This window comes from Flavobacterium gilvum (assembly GCF_001761465.1).
In the GTDB taxonomy this organism is placed as follows: Bacteria; Bacteroidota; Bacteroidia; order Flavobacteriales; family Flavobacteriaceae; genus Flavobacterium; species Flavobacterium gilvum.
In genome coordinates, this window is record NZ_CP017479.1 from 3768749 (window position 1) to 3794129 (window position 25381).

Genomic DNA, 25381 nt, shown 5'->3' on the forward strand with positions numbered 1-25381 from the left:
TTTTATTGATTTTTTTTGCACGCAGACTACGCAGATTATCTCAGATTTTAAACTTTAAAACAATTAAAAATTCGCTTGACCCGAGCGAAGCGAACAGACGAAGTAATCTGTATCATCTGTGTTCAATGCGTAATTTCATTTTAAATATCAAATAATCATATCTAATAATTTAGACTAATGAGGCAATTTACTTTTCAAAGTGCCATAAATGATGGTTCCTATCAAAGCTCCAATAAGTACAATAATAACCGACATAAACCCTGCTCCTATCAATATAAAAATTGGTCCAGGACATGAACCAACCAATGCCCAACCCAATCCAAACGAAATACCGCCTAACCAATAGCGCACATTATCATTTGCTTTATCCTGAATTTTTATTGGAAGACCATCTATGTCTTTGATGTTTTTTCGTTTAATAATTTGGATTCCAATTATTCCCGTTGCAACCGCAACACCTATGATTCCATACATGTGGAACGATTGGAATTGAAACATTTCATAAATTCGGTACCAAGAAACGGCCTCAGATTTGGTTAATACAATTCCGAAAAGAAATCCAACAAGAAAATATTTTAAAAATTTCATTGTCTAAAAAAATAAGGGTAATAAAAAATGTGACATAATCAATCCTCCTATAAAGAACGCTATAACCGCTTTCAAAGAAGGCAATTGCAAATTACTCAATCCTGAAATTGCGTGTCCAGAAGTACATCCGCCGGCGTATCGCGTTCCAAAACCAATTAAAACACCACCTCCCAGGAGAATTAAAATACTTTTTGGCGATTGCCAAATTTGCTCTCCGAATAATGCCTGAGGCATCAAATGTCCATTTGGAGCATCAATTCCCATTTGTGAAAGCTGTGCTATCGTTTTTGGGTTAATAGTAACATTTTCGGGATCTCCCATAAAATGAACGGCTACAAAGCCACCCGCCATAGCTCCCAAAACCACTACGTAATTCCAGATGTTTCCTTTCCAGTCAAAATTAAAATATTCGAAACGTTTCCCAAGTCCTGTCATCGAACATAAAGACTGCAGATTACTTGACATTCCAAAACTCTTTCCGAAATAAGTCAGCAGCAACATCACCATTCCTATTATAAAACCCGACACATACCAAGGCCAAGTTTGAAAAAATATTTCCATATCAATTTTTTTATATGCAAATATAAAAGGATTTTGGACATTTTATTTCATCACTTCTTTTTAGGCAAAAAAAACACAAGTATTCCCGACCAATATAAGATACAGTGTAAAGTTCTCCCTATATTTGTGGTAAGAAATACATCACTTTTAAAAAACTGAAATTTTCAAAAAATGAAAAAAATAGCTTTATTTATTACAACACTCCTGCTGTTTGCTTCCTGCGGAAGTATTAAATCTACCATAAAAAACGTTGATAACAACGCTCCTGTGCCAGTTTTGGGGAATAATAATGCTTTTATAATTACCCAATACAGTAAAGACAAAAAATACGGTTACGACAAAGATTATCCTATCAATATTTTTTTCAGAGGCACGAAAAATGACACGATTAACCAAAAATATTTCCTTAATGCATTGGCAGGGCCAAAAGGAGAAAAAATTACCTACACCAAATTGCAAAACTGTTGTCCATTTCCAACCAAAACAAGTGATATGGGAGCGGGTTTCCTTGATGTGTACGAACTGAACTGGGAAGGCCTAAAAAAACCAATTATCCTCTATTTAAATATTTATGAACGAGGACAATTGATGGTTCCTCTAGGTCTTAGCCTAAAGAAAGAATAACGGATTAAAATTATTTAAGATTGTAAATTAACGATTTTTGATTTCGGAATTAAAAAAAAAACTTCGAATTTTCATTACAAAAATCTAAAATCAAAAATCTTAATCATCATTTAGAAATCTCTTAATTTAATTTCTTTGGCCGTTAATCATATGTATGACTTCAAATATTAGCGTTTATTCTTAAAAAAATAATCACAAAAACTAATTCGGGAGTCGCAAAATCAAGCTACATTTGCACTTTCAAAAAAAACTAACTATGAACATACAGAATATACCGCAAATCAAACATACTGAGAGCGGTAACTTTTTTTTGCTTGCAGGTCCTTGCGCCATTGAAGGCGAAGAAATGGCTTTAAGAATCGCTGAAAGACTAGTAAATATTACTGATAAACTTGAAATCCCTTACGTTTTCAAAGGATCTTTCAAGAAAGCGAATCGTTCCAGAATAGACAGTTTCTCAGGAATTGGTGATGAAAAAGCACTAAAAATACTTGAAAAAGTTTCCAAAACATTTGGTGTACCTACCGTAACTGATATTCATACCAATGAAGATGCCGCTATGGCCGCCGCCTATGTCGATGTTTTACAAATCCCTGCTTTCCTTGTTCGCCAAACCGACTTGGTGGTAGCTGCCGCCAAAACAGGAAAAGTTGTCAACCTGAAAAAAGGACAATTCATGAGTCCGGAAAGTATGAAGCATGCTGTACAAAAAGTATTGGACTGCGATAATCAAAACGTTATGGTAACTGATCGCGGAACTATGTTTGGATACCAGGATATGATCGTGGATTACCGCGGTATCCCAACAATGCAGCAATATGCGACAACTGTACTGGATGTAACCCATTCGTTGCAACAACCAAACCAAACCGCTGGAGTAACTGGAGGAAGACCAGATATGATTGAAACTGTCGCCAAAGCCGGTATTGCTGTGGGTGTCGATGGTATTTTTATAGAAACCCATTTTGATCCTGCAAATGCCAAAAGTGACGGTGCCAATATGTTACACCTAGACTACTTCGAGCCATTAATGAAAAAATTGGTTGCCATTAGAAAAACCATAAATCAATTCTAAATTAAAATTATTACCATTGAAAACTAACTTTTTATTTACCCCATTCCTAGTTCTTTTTTTATCAATTAATGCGTTTTCTCAAGCAAATGATCCAATCACAGAAAGATATACAGCTCACAACAAAGGAAAATTCTTTGCTCACTGGGGAGGAAACAGATCTTATTACACTACTTCCGATATCCAATTTGAAGGAGAAGGATACAATTTTACGGTAGAAAATGCTCAATCTCATGATTTACCAAAAGGTTGGAATATCGATTATATCAAACCAGGAAGCTTAACTTCGTCTCAGACTAACTGGAAAATTGGTTATTTTTTCCACGATAAATTTAATGTTTCTATAGGGGTTGACCACATGAAATATGTCATGACCCAAGATCAGACCGCCATGATTAATGGAACAATCAATTTACCTTTAACTGAAACCGGTTCTCAATTTAACGGAATCTACAATAACAGACCAATCAATTTGACCGACGGTAAATTCCTTAAATTTGAACACACCAATGGATTAAACTACATTTTTACTGAAGCTGCTTACTACACCGATATTTCTTCGCTTTTTGGCATAACAAATACAGATATTTTTCAGCTAAATTTTACTGAAGGTATTGGGGTCGGAATGTTGGTTCCAAGAACAGATGCTACCGTTTTGGGCAAACAAAGACATGATGAATTTCATATTTCAGGTTATGGATTTTCCGGTGATGCAGGATTAAACTTCACTTTCTTTAAGCATTTCTACATGCAAACAGAATTAAAAGCAGGTTATATCAACATGACCGATGTAAGAACTACTTATACAGATGATCACGCTCAACATCATTTTTGGTATGGGGAAACCATCGTTTCTTTCGGAGGAATCTTTAGACTTTAATAATACACATACTTTATAAAAATTAAATCTCCTCTGGGAGATTTTTTTTTAATATAACGTCACAGCTTCTCTGATTACTGCAAGCAAAACAACATTATCAATTTCTTCCAAATTATAATACCTCAGCGATTTTACAGTATTCCTTTTTTCGCCAACAAGAGAGTTCTGATTTTCCTTAAGCTGAAATCCTCTTGCAAAACCTGCATCAACAAAACCTTTTTTATGATTGGGAGCCAAATAACAAAACGGTTTATTCTTATAATAAAAATAAGGTACACCCCATTTGTAAAGTAACTTCAATTCGGGAATTTCTCTTTCAAAAACGCTTATCAAATGCAGAACAATGAATTTGAACTTTTCAGGCTGCTTATAGATGTATTCATCTGTTAACTTCATAGATTAAAATTAATCAAAAAATATTGCTATTCTTAAAATTTATTATTTACTTTGTGATTCAAAGTACTTTATATATGGATGATAAATATTTAAAAGACATCAGTGACATCAAAAACATGATGAACAAGTCTTCGCAATTCCTTTCCTTGAGCGGTCTTGGCGGGATAATGGCAGGTGTTTATGCCTTAATTGGCGCGTTCACAGCCCACGAACTGATTGAACAAAGCAACGATAACTATTATATCAATAGCCCTTTAGAGAACAATACTTTTCAATTAATTGCCATAATAGGACTTGCCGTATTGTTTTTATCCATAACCACTGCCCTACTACTTACTTATAACAAAACAAAAAGAGAAGGTGAAACAATTTGGAACAGTACTTCAAAAAGACTATTAACCAACTTTTTAATTCCTTTGGTAACAGGCGGAATTTTTGTTTTATTGTTATTGCGAAATGAAAATTATGGACTCATCGCTCCCGCAACTTTGATTTTCTACGGTCTATCTTGTGTGAATGCAAGCAAATACACTCTAAGAGATGTACGTTATCTTGGTTTAACAATAATAATTATTGGACTTTTGGCCACCGAGTTTTCCGGATATGCGTTAGAATTCTGGGCGTTGGGTTTTGGACTTTGTCATATTATTTATGGAAGTATGATGTATTTTAAATATGATAGAAATTAGATTTTAGATTATTAATGAAGAATTATAGTCTTAAAAACAAGAAGTATCGATGAAAAATAAAGACCCAAAAAGTACAGATATGAAAAAAACGAAATATATTTTTGCCATAGTTACTTTCTTGATGAGTTTTGGATGCGCATTGTTTATCGCAAATTCCATGTTTGGAAATATTCTTTTTGGTGCCAGACCAGTTTCTTTTTTAAATAAAATAAAAGAAGGAGATATGATTTTTCAAACATCCCAATCCAAACAATGTGAAGCTGTGAGGATTGCAACAAATTCCAAATTTTCACATTGCGGCATTGTATTTATTGAGAAAGGGAAAAAATATGTTTTTGAAGCAGTACAACCCGTAAAATACACCCTCATCACAGATTGGATTGCCCATGGAAAAGACAATCATTTTGTGGTGACACGATTAAAAAAGTCATCAGAAATTTTGAATTCACAAATTCTGCAAAAAATGAAAAACTACGCAGAGGGATTAAAAAACAGAGACTATGATCTATATTTTGAATGGTCTGACGATAAAATATATTGTTCTGAATTGATTTGGAAAATTTATAAGAACGGAGCTGGAATTGAACTGTGCCCACTTCAAAAATTAAAGGATTTTAACCTGTCTGATAAACGGGTGCAAGCAATCTTGACAGAAAGATACGGAACCAAAATTCCGCTTGATGAAAGCGTTGTAGCCCCAGCAAATCTAGAACAATCCAAAATGGTAACCACTATAATTGACACGTATTAAAACTTGAAAAATATTATTCAAAATATAAACAAAGCATTTGACCACCGTATTCGACTCGGAATCATGTCGGTTCTGATGGTCAATGAATCTGCAGATTTCAATACCCTGAAGGAATTATTGGGTGTTACTGACGGCAATTTGGCGAGCCATACCAAAGCTTTGGAACTAGAAAATTACATTGTCATCGAAAAACAATTTATAGGCAAAAAACCAAACACAAGTTACAGGACAACCAAAGAAGGACGCAAAGCCTTTCAGGATCACATCGATGCGCTCGAAAAATTAATACAAAAACGCTAAGGTATTTTTTTATTCAACAACTTTGAAAAACAAAGTACTTTTAAAATTAAAAAACAAATTAAATTATGCAAACTACTCTAACCCAAGAAGAAACTTTTGACGGAAGAACTTCTACAGAACTTGCCCTTGGCTGTTTTGCCATAGGGACAGTATTTTTAATCCTTTTTTTAACACTACAAGATACTTCGTTTGTATTGATTATTGGATTTCTGTTTATCATTTTGGCAACAATCCTCAATGGAATAATGCTCTGTCATTTGCTGTATCATTTTTATATTTTACCGCAACAGCGAAAATACATTGGACGAAAAATTCTAATGCTGTTAGCCAACATTCCAGTAGCATTTTTGTACTACTCAATACTATTTTATTTCAACAACAATAATTCGCCTTTCTAATCAAATAATTTTAATCAACAAAAAAATGGAAACTCAAGAAAATCAAAACTCATCCCCAGTCTCTTTTTTTCAATCCCTTTTTCAATCAACAACTGCCAAAATGCTGATGGTGGGATTTTTAACCCTTATTTTGCTCATTCCTCTAGAATTTGTCAAAAGCCTCATAAATGAGCGTTCCAATCGTCAGGAAGAAGTTATCTCCGAAATCAATGGCAAATGGGGAGAAAAAGTCTTTTTTTACGGTCCAATCCTAAAAGTACCTTACATCACTTTTGAAGAAACACTGTCCATCAATCAAAAAACAAACGAAACACTGAAACAGCAAAAGGCAATTACCAAATATGCTTATTTTTTTCCAGAAGACTTAAAAGCAAAATCCAATGTAAACACCAAATTACTTAATAGAAACAATTACGAATCGGTTGTTTTTAGTTCCAAAATGAATTTTGAAGGTTCTTACATTCAGCCGGATTTTAGTAGCAAAAATATTCCTTCTGAAAATATTCAATGGAATAAAACTACCATACTGATAAAAACCACTAATCTAAAAAGCATCAAAGACGAGGTAAAAATCAATCTTGGCGGAACCAAATTTACTTTTGAACCCGTTTACAGCAGTAATGTAAACGACTCAACCCAAGCCCTTGAAACCGGTTTTATAGATTTGAAAAACACTTTGAAAACAGGAAAAACCAACTTTGATTTCGACATCACATACAACGGAAGCAAGCAAATAAAAATGGTTCCTATTGGCAAAACAACGCTTTTAAATATGCAATCCAACTGGGCAGCTCCAAGTTTTACAGGTAATTTCCTTCCCGATGACAAAACCAAGAAAATTGATAACAACGGATTTGTTGCCAATTGGAAAATCCTCCATATCAACAGGGCATTTTCGCAACAATTTTTTGAAATATTACCCAATTTGGACACTTATGCTTTTGGAGTTGACTTTGTGATTCCGGTAAACCAATACCAACAAAATGAAAGAGCAGCAAAATATGGTTTTCTAGTGATTGGCTTAACATTTCTAGTTTTCTTCCTAATCCAATCCATCAGCAAAATTAAAATTCATATTTTCCAGTATGCGATGATTGGACTAGCATTGATTTTATTTTACACACTGCTAATTTCTATCACTGAGCACAGCAGTTTCACAAAAGCCTATCTTATCGCAGCTACGGCAGTTATTTCATTGATATCGCTTTACTCTGTTTCGATTCTAAAAGGAAAAAAATTTCCTTTATTTATAGCGGCAGCACTCACAGGCCTTTATACTTTTATTTATGTTATTATCCAACTAGAAAACTACGCTCTTTTGGTAGGAAGCATTGGTTTGTTTTCAATCCTTGCAGCGGTTATGTATTTTTCAAGAAAAATTGACTGGAATAAATAACACGATTCACAAATACCCATTAATTATAACATTCACAAATATAAAATAGTCCTTTTTGTTTAACCTCACCCCAACCCTCTCCAAAGGAGAGAGAGTAAAGATTGGATTATTTTATATTTGTGAATGGTATTATTTAAAAACCAAATAATTAGTTTATTAAAACAAAAAAACTACAAAGTGATATCTCACTTTGTAGTTTTTTTTTGTGTAATGCAAGCTCTTTTTCTGTGTGGCTCAGAGTAAAGAACTCATTGAATTGTACTTTGCAAAAAATTATCATCAATCGAAACTTAATTTCATTGTATGTAAATACTATCAAACTGTGTTTTCTTTACGATTTTTGGTTAATTTTATTTGCAAAATAAACTAGCAGCGCCAAAAGAAGAACTGCTGCTACAATACCTAATTGTAAGATTAATTGCATTCTAATTTTCTTTTTTTTTGTTAGACTTTACTTTTATTTTCTGTAACTAATGAAAAAGGCTATACATGCATCGTCTATCGCATATCAAATCCTTAACATATAACTAACGCACAATTTATGAAAAAATACTATTTTCACAATTTTTATATTACTTTTTTTTATTTTAATTTATTTATTCTAAAAATTAAAATAATTCCCTAACTTTTTAAGAAGCTATTTTTAATAATTCAAAACTAAATACAGTTCCTTTTCCATACTGGCTTAACACTTCGATAGAAGAATCATGCAATTCGACAATTTTTTTAACAATAGCCAATCCTAAACCAGTAGTGTCACTATATTGCTTCCCTTTATAATAACGCTCGAAAATATAAGGCAATTCATCCTGACCAATCCCTTGTCCAGTATCAGCAATACTAACTTCTACTTTTCCCGATTCATTTTTTATCGTTATATTAATACTGTCATTTTCCTGGCAAACCTTCATTGCATTATCGATCAAATTTTGAAATACTCTGTCAATCAAATTAATATCTGCTTGAACAATAGGATTTTCACTCGGTAAAAACACATTGAGATGTATTCCTTTTTTATGAGAAATAATGCGATATTTATTCGCTATATCCGAAATCAGCTCGGCAATTGGAAAAGGTTCAACATTCAATCGAATCTGATTTGTTTCAAGTTTAGATAAATCAAACAGATCATTTACCATTTTTTTGAGTCGTTCACATGATGAAAAAATAATATCGAGATATTTTCGTCTGTCTTCGTTAGAAATAGTATCCTCTTTCAGTTTCAGTGTTTCGGCATAGCCTTGTATAGAGGCTATCGGTGTCCGCAAGTCATGCGAAACGTTACTGATAAGTTCCTTTCTGAATTCATCGGTGTCTTTCAACTGCTGAATATTGCCAGATATTGTCTTTGCCATTTCATTGAAAACAAGCCCAATCTGATCAAGTTCATTACTATTTTTCACCGGAATATGAATATTCAGATTTCCAGACTGAAATTCTTTGATTCCATTTACAATTGTATTCAGTTTTCGGGTAATAAACCAAATCAGTAACAACCCGACAAAAGCAGAAACAACAAGAATGATTGCCACAGAACGAACAGAAAGACCCAAAATATAACTTCCTACAACCATATTTGCTGCCGAAACATATTCCTGACTAGCCAATACAATATAAACGTAACCGGTTAATCTCCCCTGCTCAATAACTCTAGCAGCAGAAAATGTCTTTTTTTCACCTGGATTTCGAGGATCGTCACCGTAAATTAAATTATGCTTTTTTGAATCACCCAAAAATTGATAAATTGGCTCCAAGGATACAGATTCCAATTTAACAACTTTTTGAGGAGCCATATAACCCAATATTTCCCCTTTCGGATTAAGTAAATATATTTCAATGCTCGGATTAATAACCATCATGGAATGTAACATATCCTGAACTGCTTCTTTGTTTACAGTTCCGTGTTCAAACTTTGGATTAATCAACGAAACGGCATTATGAGCCAGATTCCAATTGAGTTTCTGATTTACTTCTACTGAATATTTATCGGCAGATTTTATTGATATATAAATACTTATGCCTGCAAACAGAAAAAGAACCAGAATAAAAATAATGGATATCCTCCAATACAGACTACTGAAAAACGATGTTTTTTTAGGGTGTTCCATATTTCTATTTTTTAAAAAAATTAAAATCGTGTTAAGGTTGAAATTATCAAATAAGTCTGGAAAATTATTATTCTCTAAACTTATACCCTACCCCCCAACTGGTAAGAATAAATTCGGGATTATTGGGATCTGTTTCAATTTTTGCACGTAAACGGTTAATATGTGAGTTCACGGTATGCTCATATCCTTCGAACTGATAACCCCAAACCAATTCCAGAAATTGTGTTCGGCTGTAAATTCTGCCAGGATTGGAAGCAAGTAACACCAATAAATCAAATTCTTTTGGAGAAAGTTCAACTCGTTTGTCGTGAACTTCCACAATTCGCTTGTCGAGGTTTATAAAGAGTCCGCTTATACGCATCTCCTGATCGGCAATTTCTTTTGGTCTTTCTTTTGTCATTTCTGTCCGGCGAAGTATCGCTTTGACACGAGCAATTAATTCCCTGATTCCAAAAGGTTTGGTTAAATAATCATCGGCTCCAATTTCTAGCCCAATAATCTTATCGATTTCCTCTGATTTTGAAGTAACCATTAGAATTGGGGTTTGAACTTTTTCCTGCCGAAGCCTTTTACAAACTTCAAGTCCATCGAGTTCAGGAAGTCTGACATCGAGGATTATTATTTTATAATTATTATTTAATGCTTTGAGCAAGCCACTTTTTCCATCAAAAGCTGTATCTACCTCAAACTCCATATCAGAGAGGTGAATCGATATTAAGTCAGATATATTTTGATCGTCTTCAATAATTAATGCTGTATCCATAATAACAAGTTGTGTTTTTCTTTTAATAAAGAATATTAAAATCAGACCAAAATCACAAAAAAAAGGTTTTTTTTTACATAAATTAATCCATCGTTCTATTTATATATTAAAAAAACGCGTTGGGTGAAATTATTTTTTAACACATAGAAACATAGAATTTATAGTTTTTTTAAAGAGCTAGATAACCGTTTCACTTCTCACATAGCAATCTATGTGAAAAATAGTGCTATTTCTATTCATTCTTTACATATTAACTATAAAACCTATGTTTCTATGTGGTTCATTTTTTATTTAAACAGACCCGAGCGATAGCGAATTGGCGAAGCAATTTCACCCAACGGGTTAAAAATATCCTACGCCTTTTTAAACATAAAAGAGACTGCCTATAGAATTTCAGGCAGTCTCTCTCGTTATAACAGAAAACAAGCCAAATTATTGCAGAGTTACTTTTATTATGTTGCTTGTAGCAGGAATTGTAGTAAATGGATTTGGATTTGGCAATACTGATATTACTCTACTTGCTGATGGCGCAGGGCGGATTCCTGCTCCAGGATATTGATCAACTGTAGTACCATTATCGAATAATTCGATTGATGAAGAAACGTCACCACTTGCAGATGCTTTGATATCACCAGACTTAGTAGCATAGAACCAGTCACTTGACGAACCAAACATAGTCGCAATCGAAATTTTATCTCCTTCTTCAAGAGTAAGCATCTGAGAAACTTTTCCACCTGCTGCTCCTTTGATTCGTGGTAATAAAGCTGTTGTTGTAGCTTCTTTCAAAACATAAACACTTTTTACTCCCGCTTTTGATTTAAGTGCATTATAAAGTGCGTCTGCATTTCCAGTTTGTGCAATATCTTTCAAACCTTCGCCACGATCTTTTTCACCTGTTTGAAAAAATGGATTATTATCCCCTTTATACACTACAACCAGTACAGGAGAAAGGCCTGTGAAAAGTCCCGTATTTGCAGTCAAATAAGAACTCATATTGGCAGTCATTCCGGCTTCAGCAATATTTGTCAGTCCATTTGCCGAAGGCTGATCTTTGGCATAAATTGGATTAGGCATCAAAGGATTTCCTCCTGCTACATTTGAAATAGCCCAAACACCAGGACTAAATCCAGTTTCATTTGCCTTTCCGCCAGAAATATTTGAAATAGTAACAGTAAAATTCGAATTTCCATTGTAAGCAAGTGAAACAGACATTAACTGTGAAGCTGCCAAAAAGCTATGCCCGTAATCATCTGTAGTCCCTCCAACTTTCTTAATATTTTTAGCTGTAGTTTCGGCTACCCCTGGGTGTGTTACATTAGCGCCCGGAGCCTCATTTACTCTTGTACCATTGTCCCAAATGTCAATTTGCGAAGAGACATCTCCTGTGATAGGTTTCCCACTATCATCGTACAATTTTATTCCTGGATTATTAGGAGCGAAAAACAAGTCGTTACTCAAACCATACATTGTGGCAAAACTCAAAGATTGTCCAGGCCCTGCATAAAATGAAAAGGAAACAGAATTACCCGGAAAAATTACTGGAGATGCACCCGAATTTTGAAATGTTCCAGACTCAACAAGTAATTTACTGTCGAGCACGTTTTCAATAGTAATTGTTTTTGTACTTTTGTTCTCAACCATATTTTTGTCTTTATCATCGCTGCATGATCCAAAAATAAATACTGATGCCACTAAAGCAATTGGAAGGAATCTTAATCTTTTCTTATTCATTTCTTTTAAATTTAAACAGCCCTTTTTTTAAGAACTGCGGGTTATTAATTTTTATGAAGCAAAGAAAAGCAGAGGGTATCACGCAAACTTCCCGAAATTATAACAAAAGTATCACAGCCTCATTTTTATGAATATTTTAACAAATTTGAACTTTGCTATCCAGACAGTATTATTTTTGTCCCTATAAAAAGTTTAGTACTTTTGAAACTTATAATAATGTTATGAAAAAATTCACTATTCTACTGATGATTTTGGCTATTGGCGTTGCTTTTTACGAGCAATCAAGCTCCAACAAGAACGTGTATGTAATGGTTATTGCAATTGTCATTTTCATGGTAGGAATGATGAAATTGAGCAGTAAAACCCCAAGTAAAAACCAAGATAAAGACGAAAAAGATGTTTAACAAAGGTGATAAAGTTTCGGTTCTGGATGAAGCCGTTGACGGCGTTGTGATATCTGTAAAAGATAAGGTAGTCACTATTGAAACCGTTGATGGTTTTGTAATGAATTTTGCCGCCAATGAGCTCATAAAAAAAGGTGAATCAGCGAATTTGATGGACAATATAAAAGGTATTAACATCAATGAAATCAAGAAAGAAAAAGAAATCCCAAAACCTCGAAGTTTTGTAAAAGAAAAGAAAGATAAACACGAATTGCCGGTGCCTGAATTTGATTTGCATATCGAGAAACTGGTACCCAACAAACGCGGAATGTCTAATTACGACATTTTGACCTTACAGGCAGAAACCGCCCAACGCCATATTGAATTTGCGATTCGCAACCGCATTCCGAAAATTGTTTTCATTCACGGTGTGGGCGAAGGCATATTGAAAGCCGAATTGGATTTTCTGCTGGGACGCTATGATAATATTGTTTTCCAGGATGCAAACTACCAAAAATATGGTCAAGGAGCAACCGAAGTGTATTTCAAGCAGAATAAATCTTAGATTGGAGATTTTAAGATTTTTCAACTTTTAAAATAAAAAAAACGTCAATGTTTTAAAATACAACATTGACGTTTTTTCTTTATGCTTTGTTTTCTCTATTTAATGGTTTGCAACTCACCATATTTGTAATTGTTCCCCAATTGGAAATTACTGTTGTCTTTTTCGAGTGTTACGTTTTTAAAAACAATCGTGTGCTTAAAAGTATTTGGTCCGCTTGTAGTGGTCGTAACTTCTACAGTACCTCCAGTTCTACCGAACCATTCTTCTTTAATTGTGGGTAGTATTGGCGTAGTAGGTTGACAAAAATAATCTGATCTCAAAACACTATTAAATAAACGATACGCCAACTTATTTTTGACTGGACCTATTGTTCCAACTCTTGGGCTATTTATCGGAGTTACCTCGTTTGCAATCAACGCAGGATCAATATCTAATGTAAAAGATGCGCTTTCGCTGAAAACATATACCTGACCATTATTGCTACAAATTTGCAATAATTCACTAAAATTAAATGGCAATGGATCAATGTTTTTCAAATAATCTCCAAAAGGAAAAGTTTCATAAAACTGTGTTGTATTATCTTCCTTCTTAAAAGTTATATTTTTGAAAATAATATTATGATTATAACCTGTAATCCTAGTGCTGTTATTGGTTTCATCCAATTTTTTCACGGCAGTTGTCGTAATTTCTATAACACCCGAAGAGGCAAACCACTGCTTATTTATACTTGGGATTGCTGGGGGAATTAAAGCACAAAGATTGTCTGCTACTACTTTTCCATTATAAAAATTATAAACCACCTGATTTGCAGAACCTATATCTAATTTAATAGGTGCATTGGGATCTGTGGGATCGTTTACGAAAGTTTCTTCTGGAATGTTCAAAATCAAAGCTTCACTCTCTTTGAGTTTAAAAATAAGATTATTATCCGGGCAGCTGCTTGTGGTCACAGCAGAAAAATCAATAGTATCGACTATCAAATCACCGTCATCACAACTCGCAAGAGCCAATAAACAAACCAAAATTCCTAAAAATCGTTTCATTCTTTAATATTTTAAACAAAAATAGAATTTTTAATTCGTTTCTTAAACTTTAGAAGGGAAAAAGAGTTACTAAGTTCCTTTTTAGAGTTACTAAGTTTCTGAGATTCTAAGTTTCTCAGAATCTTAGAAACTTAGAAACTTAGCATCTTACATAAATCCTTACCTTTGTGGCGAATTTTTTTTTCGATGAAAAAACATAAATATTATTTAGCCGCTTTTACGGCATTTTTTCTCTGGGGCTTTTTCAGTCTGGGGCTAAAACCAATAGCTCATTATCCTTCTCTCGATATCCTATTTTATCGCGTTTTTTGTAGTGCCTTAACGATGACTGCTATAAACTTAGTTTTCCGAAAAAAAAATATTCGTAAAAACTGGAATACCTTTTCGGTAATGCCTTTGCAGAAAAAAAGAAGTATTGCTGCATTAACCCTAATAGGAGCCGTAATTTTGTCTGCCAATTGGTTTATTTTTATTTATGTGGTCAATCATGTGAGTGTCAAAGCGGGTTCTCTTGCTTATTTAATCTGCCCAATTTTGACAACTGTTTTTGCATTCTTTTTGCTTCACGAAAAATTGACTAACTGGCAATGGTTGGCAGTTTCCATCAGTGCTTTTAGTTGTGTTATATTGTCTGCAAACCACTTTCAGGATATTTTTTACAGCTTGGTAGTTGCGACAACTTTTGCCCTTTATTTGGTCAGCCAACGCAAAAACAGCGAACTTGACAAGTTCCTTATTCTGAACATACAATTGCTATTTATTGCTTTGCTGATTTTGCCTTTTTACCCAAAATACAGCGGTGCAATCCCAACAGAAACTTTGTTTTACCTTTGTTTGTTTAGCATTGTAGTGTTTTTTACAATTGTTCCTCTTTTCTTAAATTTATACGCATTAAAAGGCATCAACTCTTCAACTGTGGGTATCTTGATGTACATCAACCAGATAATTAATTTTGGCTTGGCCTTTTTTTACTTTAATGAACAAATTTCGTTGGTTCAACTGTTTTCTTATTGTTTAATTTTGATATCCATTATTGTTTTTAATAAGAATATCATTTTTGAAAAAAAAAGTAAATCTGAAGAAATTGCAGTCGTTTCAAAATCTATATAAAATGAAAAAAGCATATCTTGATAACGCATCCACTACGCAGCTTCATCCTGAAGTAATAGCGGAAATGACCAAAATACTAACCGAAGATTACGGCAACCCTTCCTCTACACATAGTTTGGGACGCAATGCCAAAAACATTCTTGAACTTTCAAGAAAATCCATTGCAAAGCAAATAAACGCTTCCGCAGCCGAAATTATTTTTACTTCCTGTGGTACCGAAGGTAATAACTGGATTATGCGTTCGGCTGTAAAAGATTTGAAGATAACCCGCATAATCACAAGCAAAATAGAACATCACGCCGTATTGCATACTGCTATCGCATTACAAAATGAATTTGAAATTCAGGTTGATTATGTAAAAATCAAACCCAATGGTGAAGTCGATTTGACACATTTGGTCGAATTATTATCGGAAGAAAAAAAGACTTTGGTTTCCTTGATGCACATAAACAATGAGACCGGAACAATACTGGACATCGACAGAGTAAGCCAAATTTGCCAGGAGCATCGTGCTCTATTCCATTCGGATACAGTGCAATCTATTGGTAAAACCAAAATTGATTTGCAGCATACACCTGTTGATTTTATCGTGGCGAGTGCCCATAAATTTCACGGTCCAAAAGGAGTTGGTTTTGCTTTTGTTCGAAAAAATTCGGGATTACAACCTTTATTTTTTGGAGGCGAACAGGAAAAAGGTCAACGCCCGGGCACCGAAGCCATCCATCAAATTGCAGGAATGGCAAAAGCTCTGGAACTTTCTTGTCAAAATCTGGAATCCGAAAGTCAATACATCGCATCTTTGAAAGACTACGCCATAGAAAGACTAAAAACTGATTTCCCTGGATTCAAAATCAATGGGGAAAAGACACTTTATAATCTGCTCAATGTCGTTTTGCCTTTTGACGAAAGTAAAACAGCAATGATTTTATTTCATTTGGATATGAAAGGTATCGCCGTTTCAAGAGGTAGCGCCTGTCAATCGGGAAGCATTAGACCTTCTCATGTTTTGGCCGAAATGTTATCCGATGATGATTTAAAAAAACCGAGTCTCCGAATTTCCTTCAGCCATTTTAACACAAAAGAAGATGTTGATTTATTGATTGAAGGGTTGAAAACCATATAAATCAATTCGCTTTCTGTTTTGCCTTTTCCTGTTTTTTGAAATAACCCCTTAATAAAAAACTGTGTTTCATCGCCTCGAGGTCTTCATTGAGAAGAATCGTTGCTTTGTTCAGATTTGTCATTGTAGAATCTATTTTTTTGACCAAATTGGGATCATTAGACAAATAATTGATGGCTCCATTTCCATTTTTAACATTCAAAATCGTAGCATTGAGGTTGGTCACCACTTTATTTATCTCTTGGGTTGACTGATCTAGGTTGGTTACAATAGTTCTTATTTTTTGGGCTGTGGCAGGATCATTCAACACGCCTATCGCGCTATTTTTATCGCCCAAAGCCGTGACTGTTTTATTAAGATTTTCAACAATTTCAGTTGTTCCTTTACTTGTGTTTTTTAAATAATTCATGGTCTGTTTCAAATCGGATGCCATAATTGTGTCGTTGAGTAAAGTTCCCAATGAGCCTTTACCTTGTGTGATTTCTTTTGTAATTTTAAGCAAATCAGCCGTGAGCAAAGCCGCGTTTTTATTGGTTACGCTCAAGGTATTCAACATATCATCGGTACGGACGCGATTCGAGGATTGTATCACATCTCCTGCTTCAATATGAGGTAGGTTTCCTTTTCCCGGCGTGATATTGATTACCATACTTCCCACCAAACCATCAGAACCTATACTCGCCAAAGCATCTTTTTTAATGTTTAAAAACATCGGTTTATCTATAATCATATCCACATTTATAGTGGAATCATTTATCATCTCGATTCCCCTGACCGTCCCAATATTAATACCTGCGTAACGTACATTATTACCGAGCTGTAGCCCATTTACATTTGTAAAAACAGCTGTTAAATGATCGGTGCTTCCAAACATTTTTTGCTTATTGCCAACAAAATAAATAACGAGAACAAAAAGTGTTAATCCCGTTATGACAAACATGCCTAATTTTATTTTCTCCGAATCTGTTTTTTCCATTTTCTAATAATTTCTGAGTTTCTAAGATTCTAAGACGCTAAGATTCTTAGTAACTAAGCATCTTAGTGACTTAGCAACTTATTTAAAAAAAGCTTGCACCTTGAGATCTTGGGAAGTTGACAAACTCTCAAAAGTTCCTTCGGCATAATTTATTCCGTCAATTAACAAAATCATTCGGTTCGAAATCATTCTGGCACAATCGACATCGTGCGTGATAATTATGGATGATGTATTGTATTTTTTTTGAACAGACATCATAAGCATCAGAATTTCCTTTGACGTAATCGGGTCCAATCCCGTTGTGGGTTCATCGTACAAAATAATTTTTGGTTTCAAAATTAAGGTTCGTGCCAATGCAATTCTACGCTTCATCCCGCCCGAAAGTTCATTTGGCATAAGATTGACGGTATTGGCCAAACCCACACTTTCCAAAACTTCCATAACAAGTGGAGTGGTATCGCCAATAATTCCAAATTTTTTGGAATGCCGACGCAGGGGAAATTCTAGATTTTCGCGAACCGACATCGAGTCGTACAAAGCACTCCCCTGAAAAAGAAATCCAACCTCGGTTCTAAGCTCGTCCAGAGCCTCCCGTGAAAGCTCTTTGATATCCTTGTTCATAACTTCAATACTACCTTCGTCGGGTTGCTCCAATCCGATGAGGCATTTTATCATCACCGATTTTCCGGATCCAGATTTGCCCATGACAACCAGATTTTCGCCTTGAAACAATTCCAGACTAAATCCGTCCAAAACCACATTGTCACCAAATTTTTTTTTCAGATCCTTGATGACCACAATCGATTTTTTATTTATTTCATTCGACTCCATAGCTTCAGACATTATAAAAAACATTGGAAACAAAAACCGCTATAAAATCGATAATAAAAAGCAGCATTGAAGAAAATACCACCGCCGAATTGGCCGCCAATCCTACACCGGCAGTTCCTTTTTTGCAATAGTATCCTTTAAAACACCCAACCAATCCGATGGCAAAACCAAAGAAAAAAGATTTAATTGTGGATGGAATAACATCAAAAAACTCCAAATGATTGAAAACCTGAGTAAAATACAACAGCAAGGAAACGTCACCTTTTAAATTTTCGATCAAAAAGGATCCCAAAAGTGCGACAGCATCTCCAATAAATACCAAAATAGGCAACATCAAAGTCGTCGCCAAAATTCGGGTTACCACCAAGTATTTAAAAGGATTTGTTCCAGAAACTTCCATGGCGTCAATCTGCTCAGTAACTCGCATAGAACCCAATTCGGCACCTATTCCAGAGCCAATTCGTCCGGCACAAATCAATGCTGTTATGATGGGGCCAATCTCCCTGATAATTGAAACACTGACCATTGCAGGAATCCAGGAAACAGCTCCAAACTGCTGTAAAGTTGGCCTGGACTGTAGCGTAAATACCAATCCTATAATAAATCCTGTAACCCCGACAAGAAGCAGGGAACGATTGCCCATATTATAACATTGCCTAAGAAATTCTTTGAATTCAAAAGGGCGTTTGGATGCTTCTACAAAAAAACGTCCGGCAAAATCAGACAGTTCGCCTATTTCGAAAAGAAATTTTTTGAATGCTCCTATGATTCCAAAATCGCTATTCATTCCATTTTAGAATTAATTCTTTAATAAGAATCCTACCCAAATTTACAAATATTCCTCTGATTTTCTTTACATTACCAATTAATTACTCCTGTTTTTATTCTAACTTTCGTACAGGCGTAACCTATTTTGGGCAGTTACTAACTCTTTTTGTAAACGTTCTATTTTTTGCAAAAGATTAAAAACAACATCAATTCCTTCTGGTGTTAATTCCAATTCATGATGCATCCTGATAATTCGTTCCAAATCGTGTATTTGGTTTTCACTAATATAGAACGACTGCTCCACCGTTTCAATCTCAATAAGTCCCAAATCATGAAGATTGGTAAAAAACGAAACATCAACCTGATAATGTGAGCAAATGGTTTGCAGTTGTATCCAGTTATCCTTATTCATAATTCGACAATTTTATTTTTGGAAACATAACCTTTATTTTTCTCTAAGTTTCGCCAATTCTTCAAACAATTCTTTTTCTCTATTGCTAAGGTTTGTGGGCAAAACAACATGATAGGAAATATACAAATCACCAAATTCCCCTTCTTTTTTATAAACCGGAAAACCTTTTCCTCTCAATTTTACTTTGGCTCCATTCTGTGTTCCGGGTTTCACAGTTAATTTTACTTTCCCTTCAAAAGTATTTGCAGTAATTTCTCCACCCAAAACTGCGGTGTACAAATCCAAATCGACTGTTGTGTACAAGTTGTCTTTGTCCCGTTTAAAATTGGTATTGTTTTCGATAGTAAAAGTCAGATACAAATCGCCTTTTGGTCCACCATTCACTCCTTCTCCACCTTGTCCGTTTATTTTTATGACCTGCCCGTTTTCGACACCTGCAGGAATGGTCAACCGAATATTTTTTCCGTTGATGGTGAGGGTTCGCTTATGGGTGGTGTACGCTTCTTTTAAATCCAAATGTAGCTCTGCATTAAAATCCTGCCCCTTAAACCTAACATTTCTGCGACTCCCACTATGGGTTCCTCCTCCAAACATTGACTCAAAAAAATCCGAATAATCTCCGCCACCAGAAAATCCGCTAAAGCCTCCAAATCCACCCTGCTGGCCACCCGTATATTGATACTGCTGTTGTGATCGGGCTTTTTCATACTCTTCGCCATGCTCCCAGTTTTCGCCATACTGATCGTATTTTTTCCTGTTTTCGGGATTGCTTAAAACTTCATTGGCTTCATTGAGTTCTTTGAATTTTTGCTCGGCCTCTTTGTCGTTTGGATTCAAATCGGGATGATATTTACGTGCCAATTTTCGATAGGCTTTTTTAATATCGGCTTCCGTAGCTGTTTTGTCAACACCTAATATTTTATAATAATCTATAAATGCCATTGTACTGAAATTTTAGATTTGATGGTATTTTCATTTCCTTTTATTGAAAAAATATTTCACTATAAATTTAAGTATTTTACACAGAAAAAATCATGACAATTCTCACTAAAACAGTTATTTATAGAAATAAAAAAACTTTAAGGATTAAAACCTTAAACTTTTAGGACAGAAAATCCTCTGCTGAAAATCATTCTCATCAAAAAGAATAAATCATAATTTTAAAAAAAAACAATTCGTATTTATTAATTGGTTTTAGCATAAAATTTTATACTCAAAAAAATTGCCTCCAAATAAGCAAATAGAACAAAAGCTTTTTATAAATTTATTCAAATAAATGAAGTTTCCCACATAAAAAAAGCCTATTTTTACAATATAAACTTACAACAAATCTAAAATAGTATGAAAAAAATAATACTTTCTGCGTTATTTGTCTTCTTTTTGGTAACAAATCTATTTTCACAAGAACCTGTTTTTGTCACTTCGGTAGAAGGAATAAAAGAATACAGCTTGCCTAATGGATTGAAAATTTTACTGATTCCAGATGCCGCTCAATCCAATGTTATTGTAAACATTGTATATGGAGTTGGTTCCCGCCATGAAGGTTATGGGGAATCAGGTATGGCGCATTTACTGGAACACATGATGTTTAAGCGTTCCTCAAAATTTACCGATATCAAAAAAACAATTGCCGATAAAGGAGCGCAGGCCAATGGTACAACCTATTATGACCGCACCAACTATTATGAAGCCTTACCCGCAACTGATGAAAATTTAAAATGGGCTCTCGAAATGGAAGCAGACAGAATGGTGACTTCGGCCATACTTCAATCGGATTTGAATACCGAATTCAGTGTGGTTCGAAATGAGTTTGAAATAGGTGAAAATGATCCATCGGGAATATTAAATGATCGCATTCTTTCGACAGCCTATTTATGGCATAATTACGGGAAATCTACTATTGGGAGTAAAGAGGATATAGAACGCGTTCCCGCCAGCCGACTAAAAGTTTTTTATCAAAAATATTACCAGCCCAATAACGCAACTTTGATTGTAGGAGGAAAATTTGATGAGAAAAAAACACTTTCCTGGATCAAGGAATACTTTGCTCCAATACCAAAATCAAAAACTGAAATCGAAAAAACATATACTGTAGAACCAGTGCAAGACGGAGAACGTTTTGTAGAACTCAAAAGAAACGGAGATCTTCAATATATTGGTATGGCTTACCATACTCCTAGTTATTCTGACAAGGAATTTGCTGCAAATGATGCTTTGATTTCAATATTGACTAATAATCCTTCGGGAATTCTGTATAAAACATTGGTGGAAACCAAATTATCAACTACCGTTTATGGGTACACACTTCCGCTAAAAGACCCGGGATTCAGTTATTTTGGATGTGACGTTGCCAAAGATAAGGATATCAACGTTGTTCAAAAGGCCTTTTTGGAAACAATGAATACGGTTCCCAATATGACTTTTACGGAAGAAGATTTAAAACGAGCCAAAAATGAGTTACTAAAACATTTTGAAAACACGTATAACAAAACTCTTAACTTATCCATAGCCTTGACAGAATTCATCGGGGCTGGTGATTGGCGTTTATTTTTTATAAATAGAGACAATATAGAAGCGTTAACAGTTGCCGATATTCAAAATGCAGCCAAAAAATACTATTTACAAAGCAATAGAACCTGGGGACGTTTCATACCAGAAAAAAACAGCGAAAGAACCAAAGTAAATGACCCCCAAGATATTGCGCCTCTTGTAAAAGGGTATAAAGGAAAAGCAATGGAAGCGAATACCAATACCTTTGAAGCCTCTGCTGCAAATATTATGAAAGCGACAGAGGAAGGAAAATTAGCCTCAGGAGGAAGATATGCCTTGTTGGAAAAACCTGCCAAAGGAAATAAAATCGAAGGCCGATTATTATTGCGAATGGGAGATGAAAAATCATTGAGCCAAAAATCAATGATTGCCGAATTAACAGCAAGTATGCTTAAATTAGGTACAAAAACCAGAAGCAAAAAAGACATCAACGACCAGATTGACCAATACAAACTAAACCTAAGCACAGTAGGCTCTGTTGATGGTTTATATGTAAGAATCAGCACCGATAAAGCCAATTTGGGCAATGCTTTGAACTTGGTACAGGATATTTTAAGAAACCCTTCTTTTGATGTTGCCGAATTTGAAAAACTAAAATTAGAAGCCAAAAGCGGATTAGAATCTCAAAGAAACGAACCTCAAGCAGTTGCCAGTCAGGAATTGGTAAAAACAATCGCTTTGTATCTAAAAACACACCCCTTTTACACAGAAACAATCGATGAAAGTCTAGCCACTCTTGACAAAATTACCATCGATGACCTGAAAAACTTTTATGCTACTTTCTATGGCGGATCCAACAGTATTGCATCTTTTGTGGGAGGTATAGATAAAGATTTGATCAAAAAATTCTTGAGTTCGACTTTGGACAACTGGAGTCCAAAGGTTGCCTACAAAAGAATTCCAACACAATATTTTGACGTAAAATCAAGCGACAAAACCATTCAGATAAATGACAAAACAAATGCCGTTTTATTTGGAAGAATAAATTTAAACGTAGGCGAAAAAAATCCTGATTATCCTGCTTTGGAAATGGCAAATGAATTATTGGGAGGCGGATCATTCCTTTCATCCAGAATTCCGCAACGTTTACGCGAAACCGAAGGATTGAGCTACGGTGCCGGTTCATATCTTCAGGCAAATGCTATTGACCCAACGGGAGATTGGGGAGTTTATGCCTTTTACAATCCTACAATGAAAGATAAATTGGCAACTGCCTTAAACGAAGAAATTCAAAAAGCAATAAGCAAAGGTTTCACTAAAGAAGAATTTGACAGTTCTCTAAAATCTTGGTTACAAAACAGACAAACAATGCTTGGAACCGATGAATTTATCGTTCGTCAACTTAGAGAAAACATTGACTTGGGCAAAACATTTAAAGACTATCAGGATTTTGAAACCAAAGTTAAAAGCTTGGATGTCCAAAAAGTAAATAGCGCCTTGGTCAAATATTTTGATCCAAAAAAACTCGTAATTATAAATGCCGGGGATTTTGCTAAAAAATAATTTCTGGAAGTTACTAAGAAGCTAAAATTCTAAGTTTCTGAGATGAAAGACATATTTTGGGTTATTGAACAAAACCCAAATTATAACAGAAAAGGTATTGAGCAATCAATACCTTTTTTTATGGAAAGGACCGATTACTACTAATTTGAGTTCGGTTATTAATTTTTGGAGCAGAAAGATTAGGCATTTTTAGTAATCATATATCCCGCTATCCGTTACAATCTTGTGAGTCTCGTCCGAAAAGACGAGACTCACAAGGATTTTCACTGCTATCGGGGCTATAAAGAAAGATTAGGAATTTTTATAATCATCCCAAAAGAAAAAATAGCAATAATTGAACTCATATTATAACTAAAAAAAGAAGTAACTTTATTATACAAATCCAAACAAACCATTGTTTATCAATTAAATAAATCCAAAAAATGAATTTCAGAATCGAAAAAGATACGATGGGCGAAGTACAGGTTCCTGCCGACAGATACTGGGGCGCCCAAACGGAACGTTCCCGAAACAACTTCAAAATTGGTTCGCCGGCATCTATGCCAAAAGCGATTATTGAAGGATTTGCCTATCTAAAAAAAGCAGCTGCCTATACCAATTGTGAGTTGGGAGTTCTGTCGGTTGATAAACGGGATTACATTGGTTTGGTTTGTGACGAAATACTTGCTGGACGGCATACCGAGGAATTTCCGCTAGTGATTTGGCAAACCGGTTCGGGCACACAAAGTAATATGAATGTCAACGAGGTAATTGCCAATCGTTCGCAGGTGCTAAAAAGACTCAGCATTACCGATGACGAACCTTTTATAAAAGCCAATGACGATGTAAATAAATCACAATCTTCCAATGATACTTTCCCAACTGCCATGCATATAGCGGCTTACAAAGTAGTCGTGGAAAACACCATCCCGAATATTGAAAAATTAAAAGATACACTCGAAAAGAAGGCAACAAAGTTCCAATCAGTAGTCAAAATTGGACGCACTCATTTGATGGATGCCACTCCCCTGACTTTGGGTCAGGAAATCTCGGGTTATGTGGCACAGCTTGATAATGGTCTCAAAGCCGTTAAAAACACTTTACCTCACCTATCTCAAATCGCTTTGGGCGGAACTGCCGTAGGAACCGGATTGAACACGCCAAAAGGATACGATGTAAGGGTTGCCGAATATATCAGTCAATTTACGGGTCATCCATTTGTCACCGCACCTAATAAATTTGAGGCACTGGCTACCCATGATGCGATTGTGGAAACCCACGGCGCACTCAAGCAATTGGCCGTTTCTCTGAATAAAATAGCCAATGATATCCGAATGCTCGCATCCGGACCACGTTCTGGAATTGGAGAAATCCTTATTCCTGAAAATGAACCAGGTTCTTCCATCATGCCCGGAAAAGTAAACCCAACTCAATGCGAAGCACTGACGATGGTTTGTGCACAAGTAATTGGAAATGATATGGCTATCACTGTTGGCGGTATGCAAGGGCAATATGAATTGAACGTTTTCAAACCGATGATGGCGGCCAACTTTTTGCAATCAGCTGAATTACTGGGAGATGCCTGCCACTCATTCGACATTCATTGTGCACAGGGAATTCAGCCCAACCACAAACGAATCGAAGAGTTGGTAAACAACTCATTAATGCTTGTTACGGCTTTGAATACTAAAATAGGCTATTATAAATCGGCAGAAATTGCACAAACCGCACATAAAAATGGTACGACTCTAAAAGAAGAAGCCGTAAGATTAGGATACGTAACCCCCGAAGAATTTGATGAATGGGTAAAACCCGAGGATATGGTTTGAGAAAATTATGAGTTATGAATTATTAGTTGTTTGGTAGTAAAGTTTAAAAAACTCA

Annotated in this window: 26 protein-coding genes; 14 read left to right on the plus strand and 12 right to left on the minus strand. The window is 35.1% G+C overall.

Features of this window, described 5'->3' with window-relative positions; genetic code table 11:
- Positions 1–174: 174 nt before the first annotated feature.
- Together EM308_RS15310 and EM308_RS15315 are read right to left on the minus strand one after the other, a co-directional pair.
- Entirely contained in the window at positions 175–588 is a 414-nt protein-coding gene (locus tag EM308_RS15310; RefSeq protein ID WP_035638491.1) for a DUF6691 family protein, read from the minus strand.
- A gap of 3 nt (positions 589–591) precedes the next feature.
- On the minus strand, positions 592–1149 hold the full coding sequence (locus EM308_RS15315; RefSeq protein WP_035638490.1) for a YeeE/YedE family protein: 558 nt from the start codon (positions 1147–1149) through the stop codon (positions 592–594).
- Positions 1150–1320: 171 nt separating this feature from the next.
- Between EM308_RS15315 and EM308_RS15320 the strand changes: the two genes are divergently transcribed.
- The 3 genes from EM308_RS15320 to EM308_RS15330 all read left to right on the plus strand — a co-directional run bounded on the left by EM308_RS15320 (position 1321) and on the right by EM308_RS15330 (position 3725).
- On the plus strand, positions 1321–1773 hold the full coding sequence (locus EM308_RS15320) for a hypothetical protein (RefSeq protein WP_035638484.1): 453 nt from the start codon (positions 1321–1323) through the stop codon (positions 1771–1773).
- 256 nt (positions 1774–2029) lie between these two features.
- Positions 2030–2848, plus strand: coding sequence for a 3-deoxy-8-phosphooctulonate synthase (gene kdsA, locus EM308_RS15325; protein ID WP_035638480.1), 819 nt, complete (start codon positions 2030–2032; stop codon positions 2846–2848).
- Between the two features lie 16 nt (positions 2849–2864).
- Entirely contained in the window at positions 2865–3725 is an 861-nt protein-coding gene (locus EM308_RS15330) for a hypothetical protein (protein WP_035638478.1), read from the plus strand.
- Positions 3726–3773: 48 nt separating this feature from the next.
- On the opposite strand, the gene EM308_RS15335 is transcribed toward EM308_RS15330, so the two are convergent.
- Positions 3774–4121, minus strand: a complete 348-nt coding sequence (locus EM308_RS15335) for a DUF1801 domain-containing protein (protein WP_035638475.1) — start codon at positions 4119–4121, stop codon at positions 3774–3776.
- Between the two features lie 74 nt (positions 4122–4195).
- On the opposite strand from EM308_RS15335, the gene EM308_RS15340 reads away from it, so the two are divergent.
- From EM308_RS15340 to creD, 5 genes are all read left to right on the plus strand, one after another.
- Entirely contained in the window at positions 4196–4810 is a 615-nt protein-coding gene (locus EM308_RS15340; RefSeq protein WP_035638472.1) for a hypothetical protein, read from the plus strand.
- 79 nt (positions 4811–4889) lie between these two features.
- Positions 4890–5561 carry a YiiX family permuted papain-like enzyme gene (locus EM308_RS15345; RefSeq protein ID WP_035638552.1) on the plus strand — a complete coding sequence of 224 codons (672 nt, stop codon included), beginning with the start codon at positions 4890–4892 and terminating at the stop codon, positions 5559–5561.
- 3 nt (positions 5562–5564) lie between these two features.
- On the plus strand, positions 5565–5861 hold the full coding sequence (locus EM308_RS15350) for a winged helix-turn-helix domain-containing protein (protein WP_035638470.1): 297 nt from the start codon (positions 5565–5567) through the stop codon (positions 5859–5861).
- 65 nt (positions 5862–5926) lie between these two features.
- Positions 5927–6259: a hypothetical protein gene (locus EM308_RS15355; protein WP_035638466.1), complete on the plus strand. Its 333-nt coding sequence runs from the start codon at positions 5927–5929 to the stop codon at positions 6257–6259.
- Positions 6260–6284: 25 nt separating this feature from the next.
- Positions 6285–7655: a cell envelope integrity protein CreD gene (creD, locus tag EM308_RS15360; protein WP_035638463.1), complete on the plus strand. Its 1371-nt coding sequence runs from the start codon at positions 6285–6287 to the stop codon at positions 7653–7655.
- Positions 7656–8284: 629 nt separating this feature from the next.
- Here the strand turns inward: creD and EM308_RS15365 are convergent.
- The 3 genes from EM308_RS15365 to EM308_RS15375 form a co-directional block, all read right to left on the minus strand.
- Entirely contained in the window at positions 8285–9763 is a 1479-nt protein-coding gene (locus EM308_RS15365) for a sensor histidine kinase (protein WP_035638461.1), read from the minus strand.
- Between the two features lie 67 nt (positions 9764–9830).
- The gene (locus EM308_RS15370; RefSeq protein WP_035638458.1) at positions 9831–10526 is read right to left on the minus strand and encodes a response regulator transcription factor; all 696 of its coding nucleotides are present in this window, start codon (positions 10524–10526) and stop codon (positions 9831–9833) included.
- A gap of 432 nt (positions 10527–10958) precedes the next feature.
- Entirely contained in the window at positions 10959–12257 is a 1299-nt protein-coding gene (locus EM308_RS15375) for a spondin domain-containing protein (protein WP_035638456.1), read from the minus strand.
- Between the two features lie 221 nt (positions 12258–12478).
- Between EM308_RS15375 and EM308_RS15380 the strand changes: the two genes are divergently transcribed.
- Together EM308_RS15380 and EM308_RS15385 are read left to right on the plus strand one after the other, a co-directional pair.
- Positions 12479–12661 (plus strand): hypothetical protein, encoded by a 183-nt coding sequence (locus EM308_RS15380; RefSeq protein ID WP_035638453.1) that lies wholly within the window; start codon positions 12479–12481, stop codon positions 12659–12661.
- Positions 12654–13205: a Smr/MutS family protein gene (locus EM308_RS15385; RefSeq protein WP_035638451.1), complete on the plus strand. Its 552-nt coding sequence runs from the start codon at positions 12654–12656 to the stop codon at positions 13203–13205. The genes EM308_RS15380 and EM308_RS15385 overlap by 8 nt, the downstream gene beginning before the upstream one ends.
- Before the next feature lie 95 nt (positions 13206–13300).
- On the opposite strand, the gene EM308_RS15390 is transcribed toward EM308_RS15385, so the two are convergent.
- A complete protein-coding gene (locus EM308_RS15390; RefSeq protein ID WP_035638449.1) occupies positions 13301–14248 on the minus strand; it encodes a hypothetical protein in 948 nt (315 codons plus the stop codon).
- Positions 14249–14434: 186 nt separating this feature from the next.
- Between EM308_RS15390 and EM308_RS15395 the strand changes: the two genes are divergently transcribed.
- Both EM308_RS15395 and EM308_RS15400 read left to right on the plus strand, forming a co-directional pair.
- Positions 14435–15358: an EamA family transporter gene (locus tag EM308_RS15395; protein WP_035638447.1), complete on the plus strand. Its 924-nt coding sequence runs from the start codon at positions 14435–14437 to the stop codon at positions 15356–15358.
- Position 15359: 1 nt separating this feature from the next.
- Positions 15360–16481, plus strand: a complete 1122-nt coding sequence (locus EM308_RS15400) for a cysteine desulfurase family protein (protein WP_035638549.1) — start codon at positions 15360–15362, stop codon at positions 16479–16481.
- A 1-nt stretch (position 16482) separates the two neighbouring features.
- Here the strand turns inward: EM308_RS15400 and EM308_RS15405 are convergent, their stop codons facing one another.
- The 5 genes from EM308_RS15405 to EM308_RS15425 form a co-directional block, all read right to left on the minus strand.
- Positions 16483–17454, minus strand: a complete 972-nt coding sequence (locus EM308_RS15405; protein WP_035638444.1) for an MlaD family protein — start codon at positions 17452–17454, stop codon at positions 16483–16485.
- Positions 17455–17532: 78 nt separating this feature from the next.
- The gene (locus tag EM308_RS15410) at positions 17533–18285 is read right to left on the minus strand and encodes an ABC transporter ATP-binding protein (protein WP_035638546.1); all 753 of its coding nucleotides are present in this window, start codon (positions 18283–18285) and stop codon (positions 17533–17535) included.
- Positions 18286–18289: 4 nt separating this feature from the next.
- Entirely contained in the window at positions 18290–19072 is a 783-nt protein-coding gene (locus tag EM308_RS15415; protein WP_035638442.1) for an MlaE family ABC transporter permease, read from the minus strand.
- 99 nt (positions 19073–19171) lie between these two features.
- The gene (locus tag EM308_RS15420; protein WP_051877834.1) at positions 19172–19465 is read right to left on the minus strand and encodes a chaperone modulator CbpM; all 294 of its coding nucleotides are present in this window, start codon (positions 19463–19465) and stop codon (positions 19172–19174) included.
- Positions 19466–19498: 33 nt separating this feature from the next.
- On the minus strand, positions 19499–20407 hold the full coding sequence (locus tag EM308_RS15425) for a DnaJ C-terminal domain-containing protein (RefSeq protein ID WP_035638438.1): 909 nt from the start codon (positions 20405–20407) through the stop codon (positions 19499–19501).
- Between the two features lie 399 nt (positions 20408–20806).
- On the opposite strand from EM308_RS15425, the gene EM308_RS15430 reads away from it, so the two are divergent.
- Positions 20807–23518, plus strand: a complete 2712-nt coding sequence (locus tag EM308_RS15430; protein ID WP_035639267.1) for a M16 family metallopeptidase — start codon at positions 20807–20809, stop codon at positions 23516–23518.
- A gap of 422 nt (positions 23519–23940) precedes the next feature.
- Positions 23941–25326, plus strand: coding sequence for a class II fumarate hydratase (gene fumC / locus EM308_RS15435; protein ID WP_035639264.1), 1386 nt, complete (start codon positions 23941–23943; stop codon positions 25324–25326).
- Positions 25327–25381: the final 55 nt, after the last annotated feature.

What these genes read in the sequence shown, in the direction of transcription:
- EM308_RS15425 (WP_035638438.1), bottom strand. Translation starts at nt 20,407, where the DNA reads ATGGCATTTATAGATTATTATAAAATATTAGGTGTTGACAAAACAGCT.
- EM308_RS15380 (WP_035638453.1), top strand. Translation starts at nt 12,479, where the DNA reads ATGAAAAAATTCACTATTCTACTGATGATTTTGGCTATTGGCGTTGCT.
- EM308_RS15410 (WP_035638546.1), bottom strand. Translation starts at nt 18,285, where the DNA reads ATGGAGTCGAATGAAATAAATAAAAAATCGATTGTGGTCATCAAGGAT.
- EM308_RS15310 (WP_035638491.1), bottom strand. Translation starts at nt 588, where the DNA reads ATGAAATTTTTAAAATATTTTCTTGTTGGATTTCTTTTCGGAATTGTA.
- kdsA (WP_035638480.1), top strand. Translation starts at nt 2,030, where the DNA reads ATGAACATACAGAATATACCGCAAATCAAACATACTGAGAGCGGTAAC.
- EM308_RS15345 (WP_035638552.1), top strand. Translation starts at nt 4,890, where the DNA reads ATGAAAAAAACGAAATATATTTTTGCCATAGTTACTTTCTTGATGAGT.
- EM308_RS15340 (WP_035638472.1), top strand. Translation starts at nt 4,196, where the DNA reads ATGGATGATAAATATTTAAAAGACATCAGTGACATCAAAAACATGATG.
- EM308_RS15405 (WP_035638444.1), bottom strand. Translation starts at nt 17,454, where the DNA reads ATGGAAAAAACAGATTCGGAGAAAATAAAATTAGGCATGTTTGTCATA.
- EM308_RS15355 (WP_035638466.1), top strand. Translation starts at nt 5,927, where the DNA reads ATGCAAACTACTCTAACCCAAGAAGAAACTTTTGACGGAAGAACTTCT.
- EM308_RS15400 (WP_035638549.1), top strand. Translation starts at nt 15,360, where the DNA reads ATGAAAAAAGCATATCTTGATAACGCATCCACTACGCAGCTTCATCCT.
- creD (WP_035638463.1), top strand. Translation starts at nt 6,285, where the DNA reads ATGGAAACTCAAGAAAATCAAAACTCATCCCCAGTCTCTTTTTTTCAA.
- EM308_RS15375 (WP_035638456.1), bottom strand. Translation starts at nt 12,257, where the DNA reads ATGAATAAGAAAAGATTAAGATTCCTTCCAATTGCTTTAGTGGCATCA.
- EM308_RS15315 (WP_035638490.1), bottom strand. Translation starts at nt 1,149, where the DNA reads ATGGAAATATTTTTTCAAACTTGGCCTTGGTATGTGTCGGGTTTTATA.
- EM308_RS15370 (WP_035638458.1), bottom strand. Translation starts at nt 10,526, where the DNA reads ATGGATACAGCATTAATTATTGAAGACGATCAAAATATATCTGACTTA.
- EM308_RS15430 (WP_035639267.1), top strand. Translation starts at nt 20,807, where the DNA reads ATGAAAAAAATAATACTTTCTGCGTTATTTGTCTTCTTTTTGGTAACA.
- EM308_RS15395 (WP_035638447.1), top strand. Translation starts at nt 14,435, where the DNA reads ATGAAAAAACATAAATATTATTTAGCCGCTTTTACGGCATTTTTTCTC.
- EM308_RS15385 (WP_035638451.1), top strand. Translation starts at nt 12,654, where the DNA reads ATGTTTAACAAAGGTGATAAAGTTTCGGTTCTGGATGAAGCCGTTGAC.
- EM308_RS15390 (WP_035638449.1), bottom strand. Translation starts at nt 14,248, where the DNA reads ATGAAACGATTTTTAGGAATTTTGGTTTGTTTATTGGCTCTTGCGAGT.
- fumC (WP_035639264.1), top strand. Translation starts at nt 23,941, where the DNA reads ATGAATTTCAGAATCGAAAAAGATACGATGGGCGAAGTACAGGTTCCT.
- EM308_RS15335 (WP_035638475.1), bottom strand. Translation starts at nt 4,121, where the DNA reads ATGAAGTTAACAGATGAATACATCTATAAGCAGCCTGAAAAGTTCAAA.
- EM308_RS15320 (WP_035638484.1), top strand. Translation starts at nt 1,321, where the DNA reads ATGAAAAAAATAGCTTTATTTATTACAACACTCCTGCTGTTTGCTTCC.
- EM308_RS15415 (WP_035638442.1), bottom strand. Translation starts at nt 19,072, where the DNA reads ATGAATAGCGATTTTGGAATCATAGGAGCATTCAAAAAATTTCTTTTC.
- EM308_RS15420 (WP_051877834.1), bottom strand. Translation starts at nt 19,465, where the DNA reads ATGAATAAGGATAACTGGATACAACTGCAAACCATTTGCTCACATTAT.
- EM308_RS15365 (WP_035638461.1), bottom strand. Translation starts at nt 9,763, where the DNA reads ATGGAACACCCTAAAAAAACATCGTTTTTCAGTAGTCTGTATTGGAGG.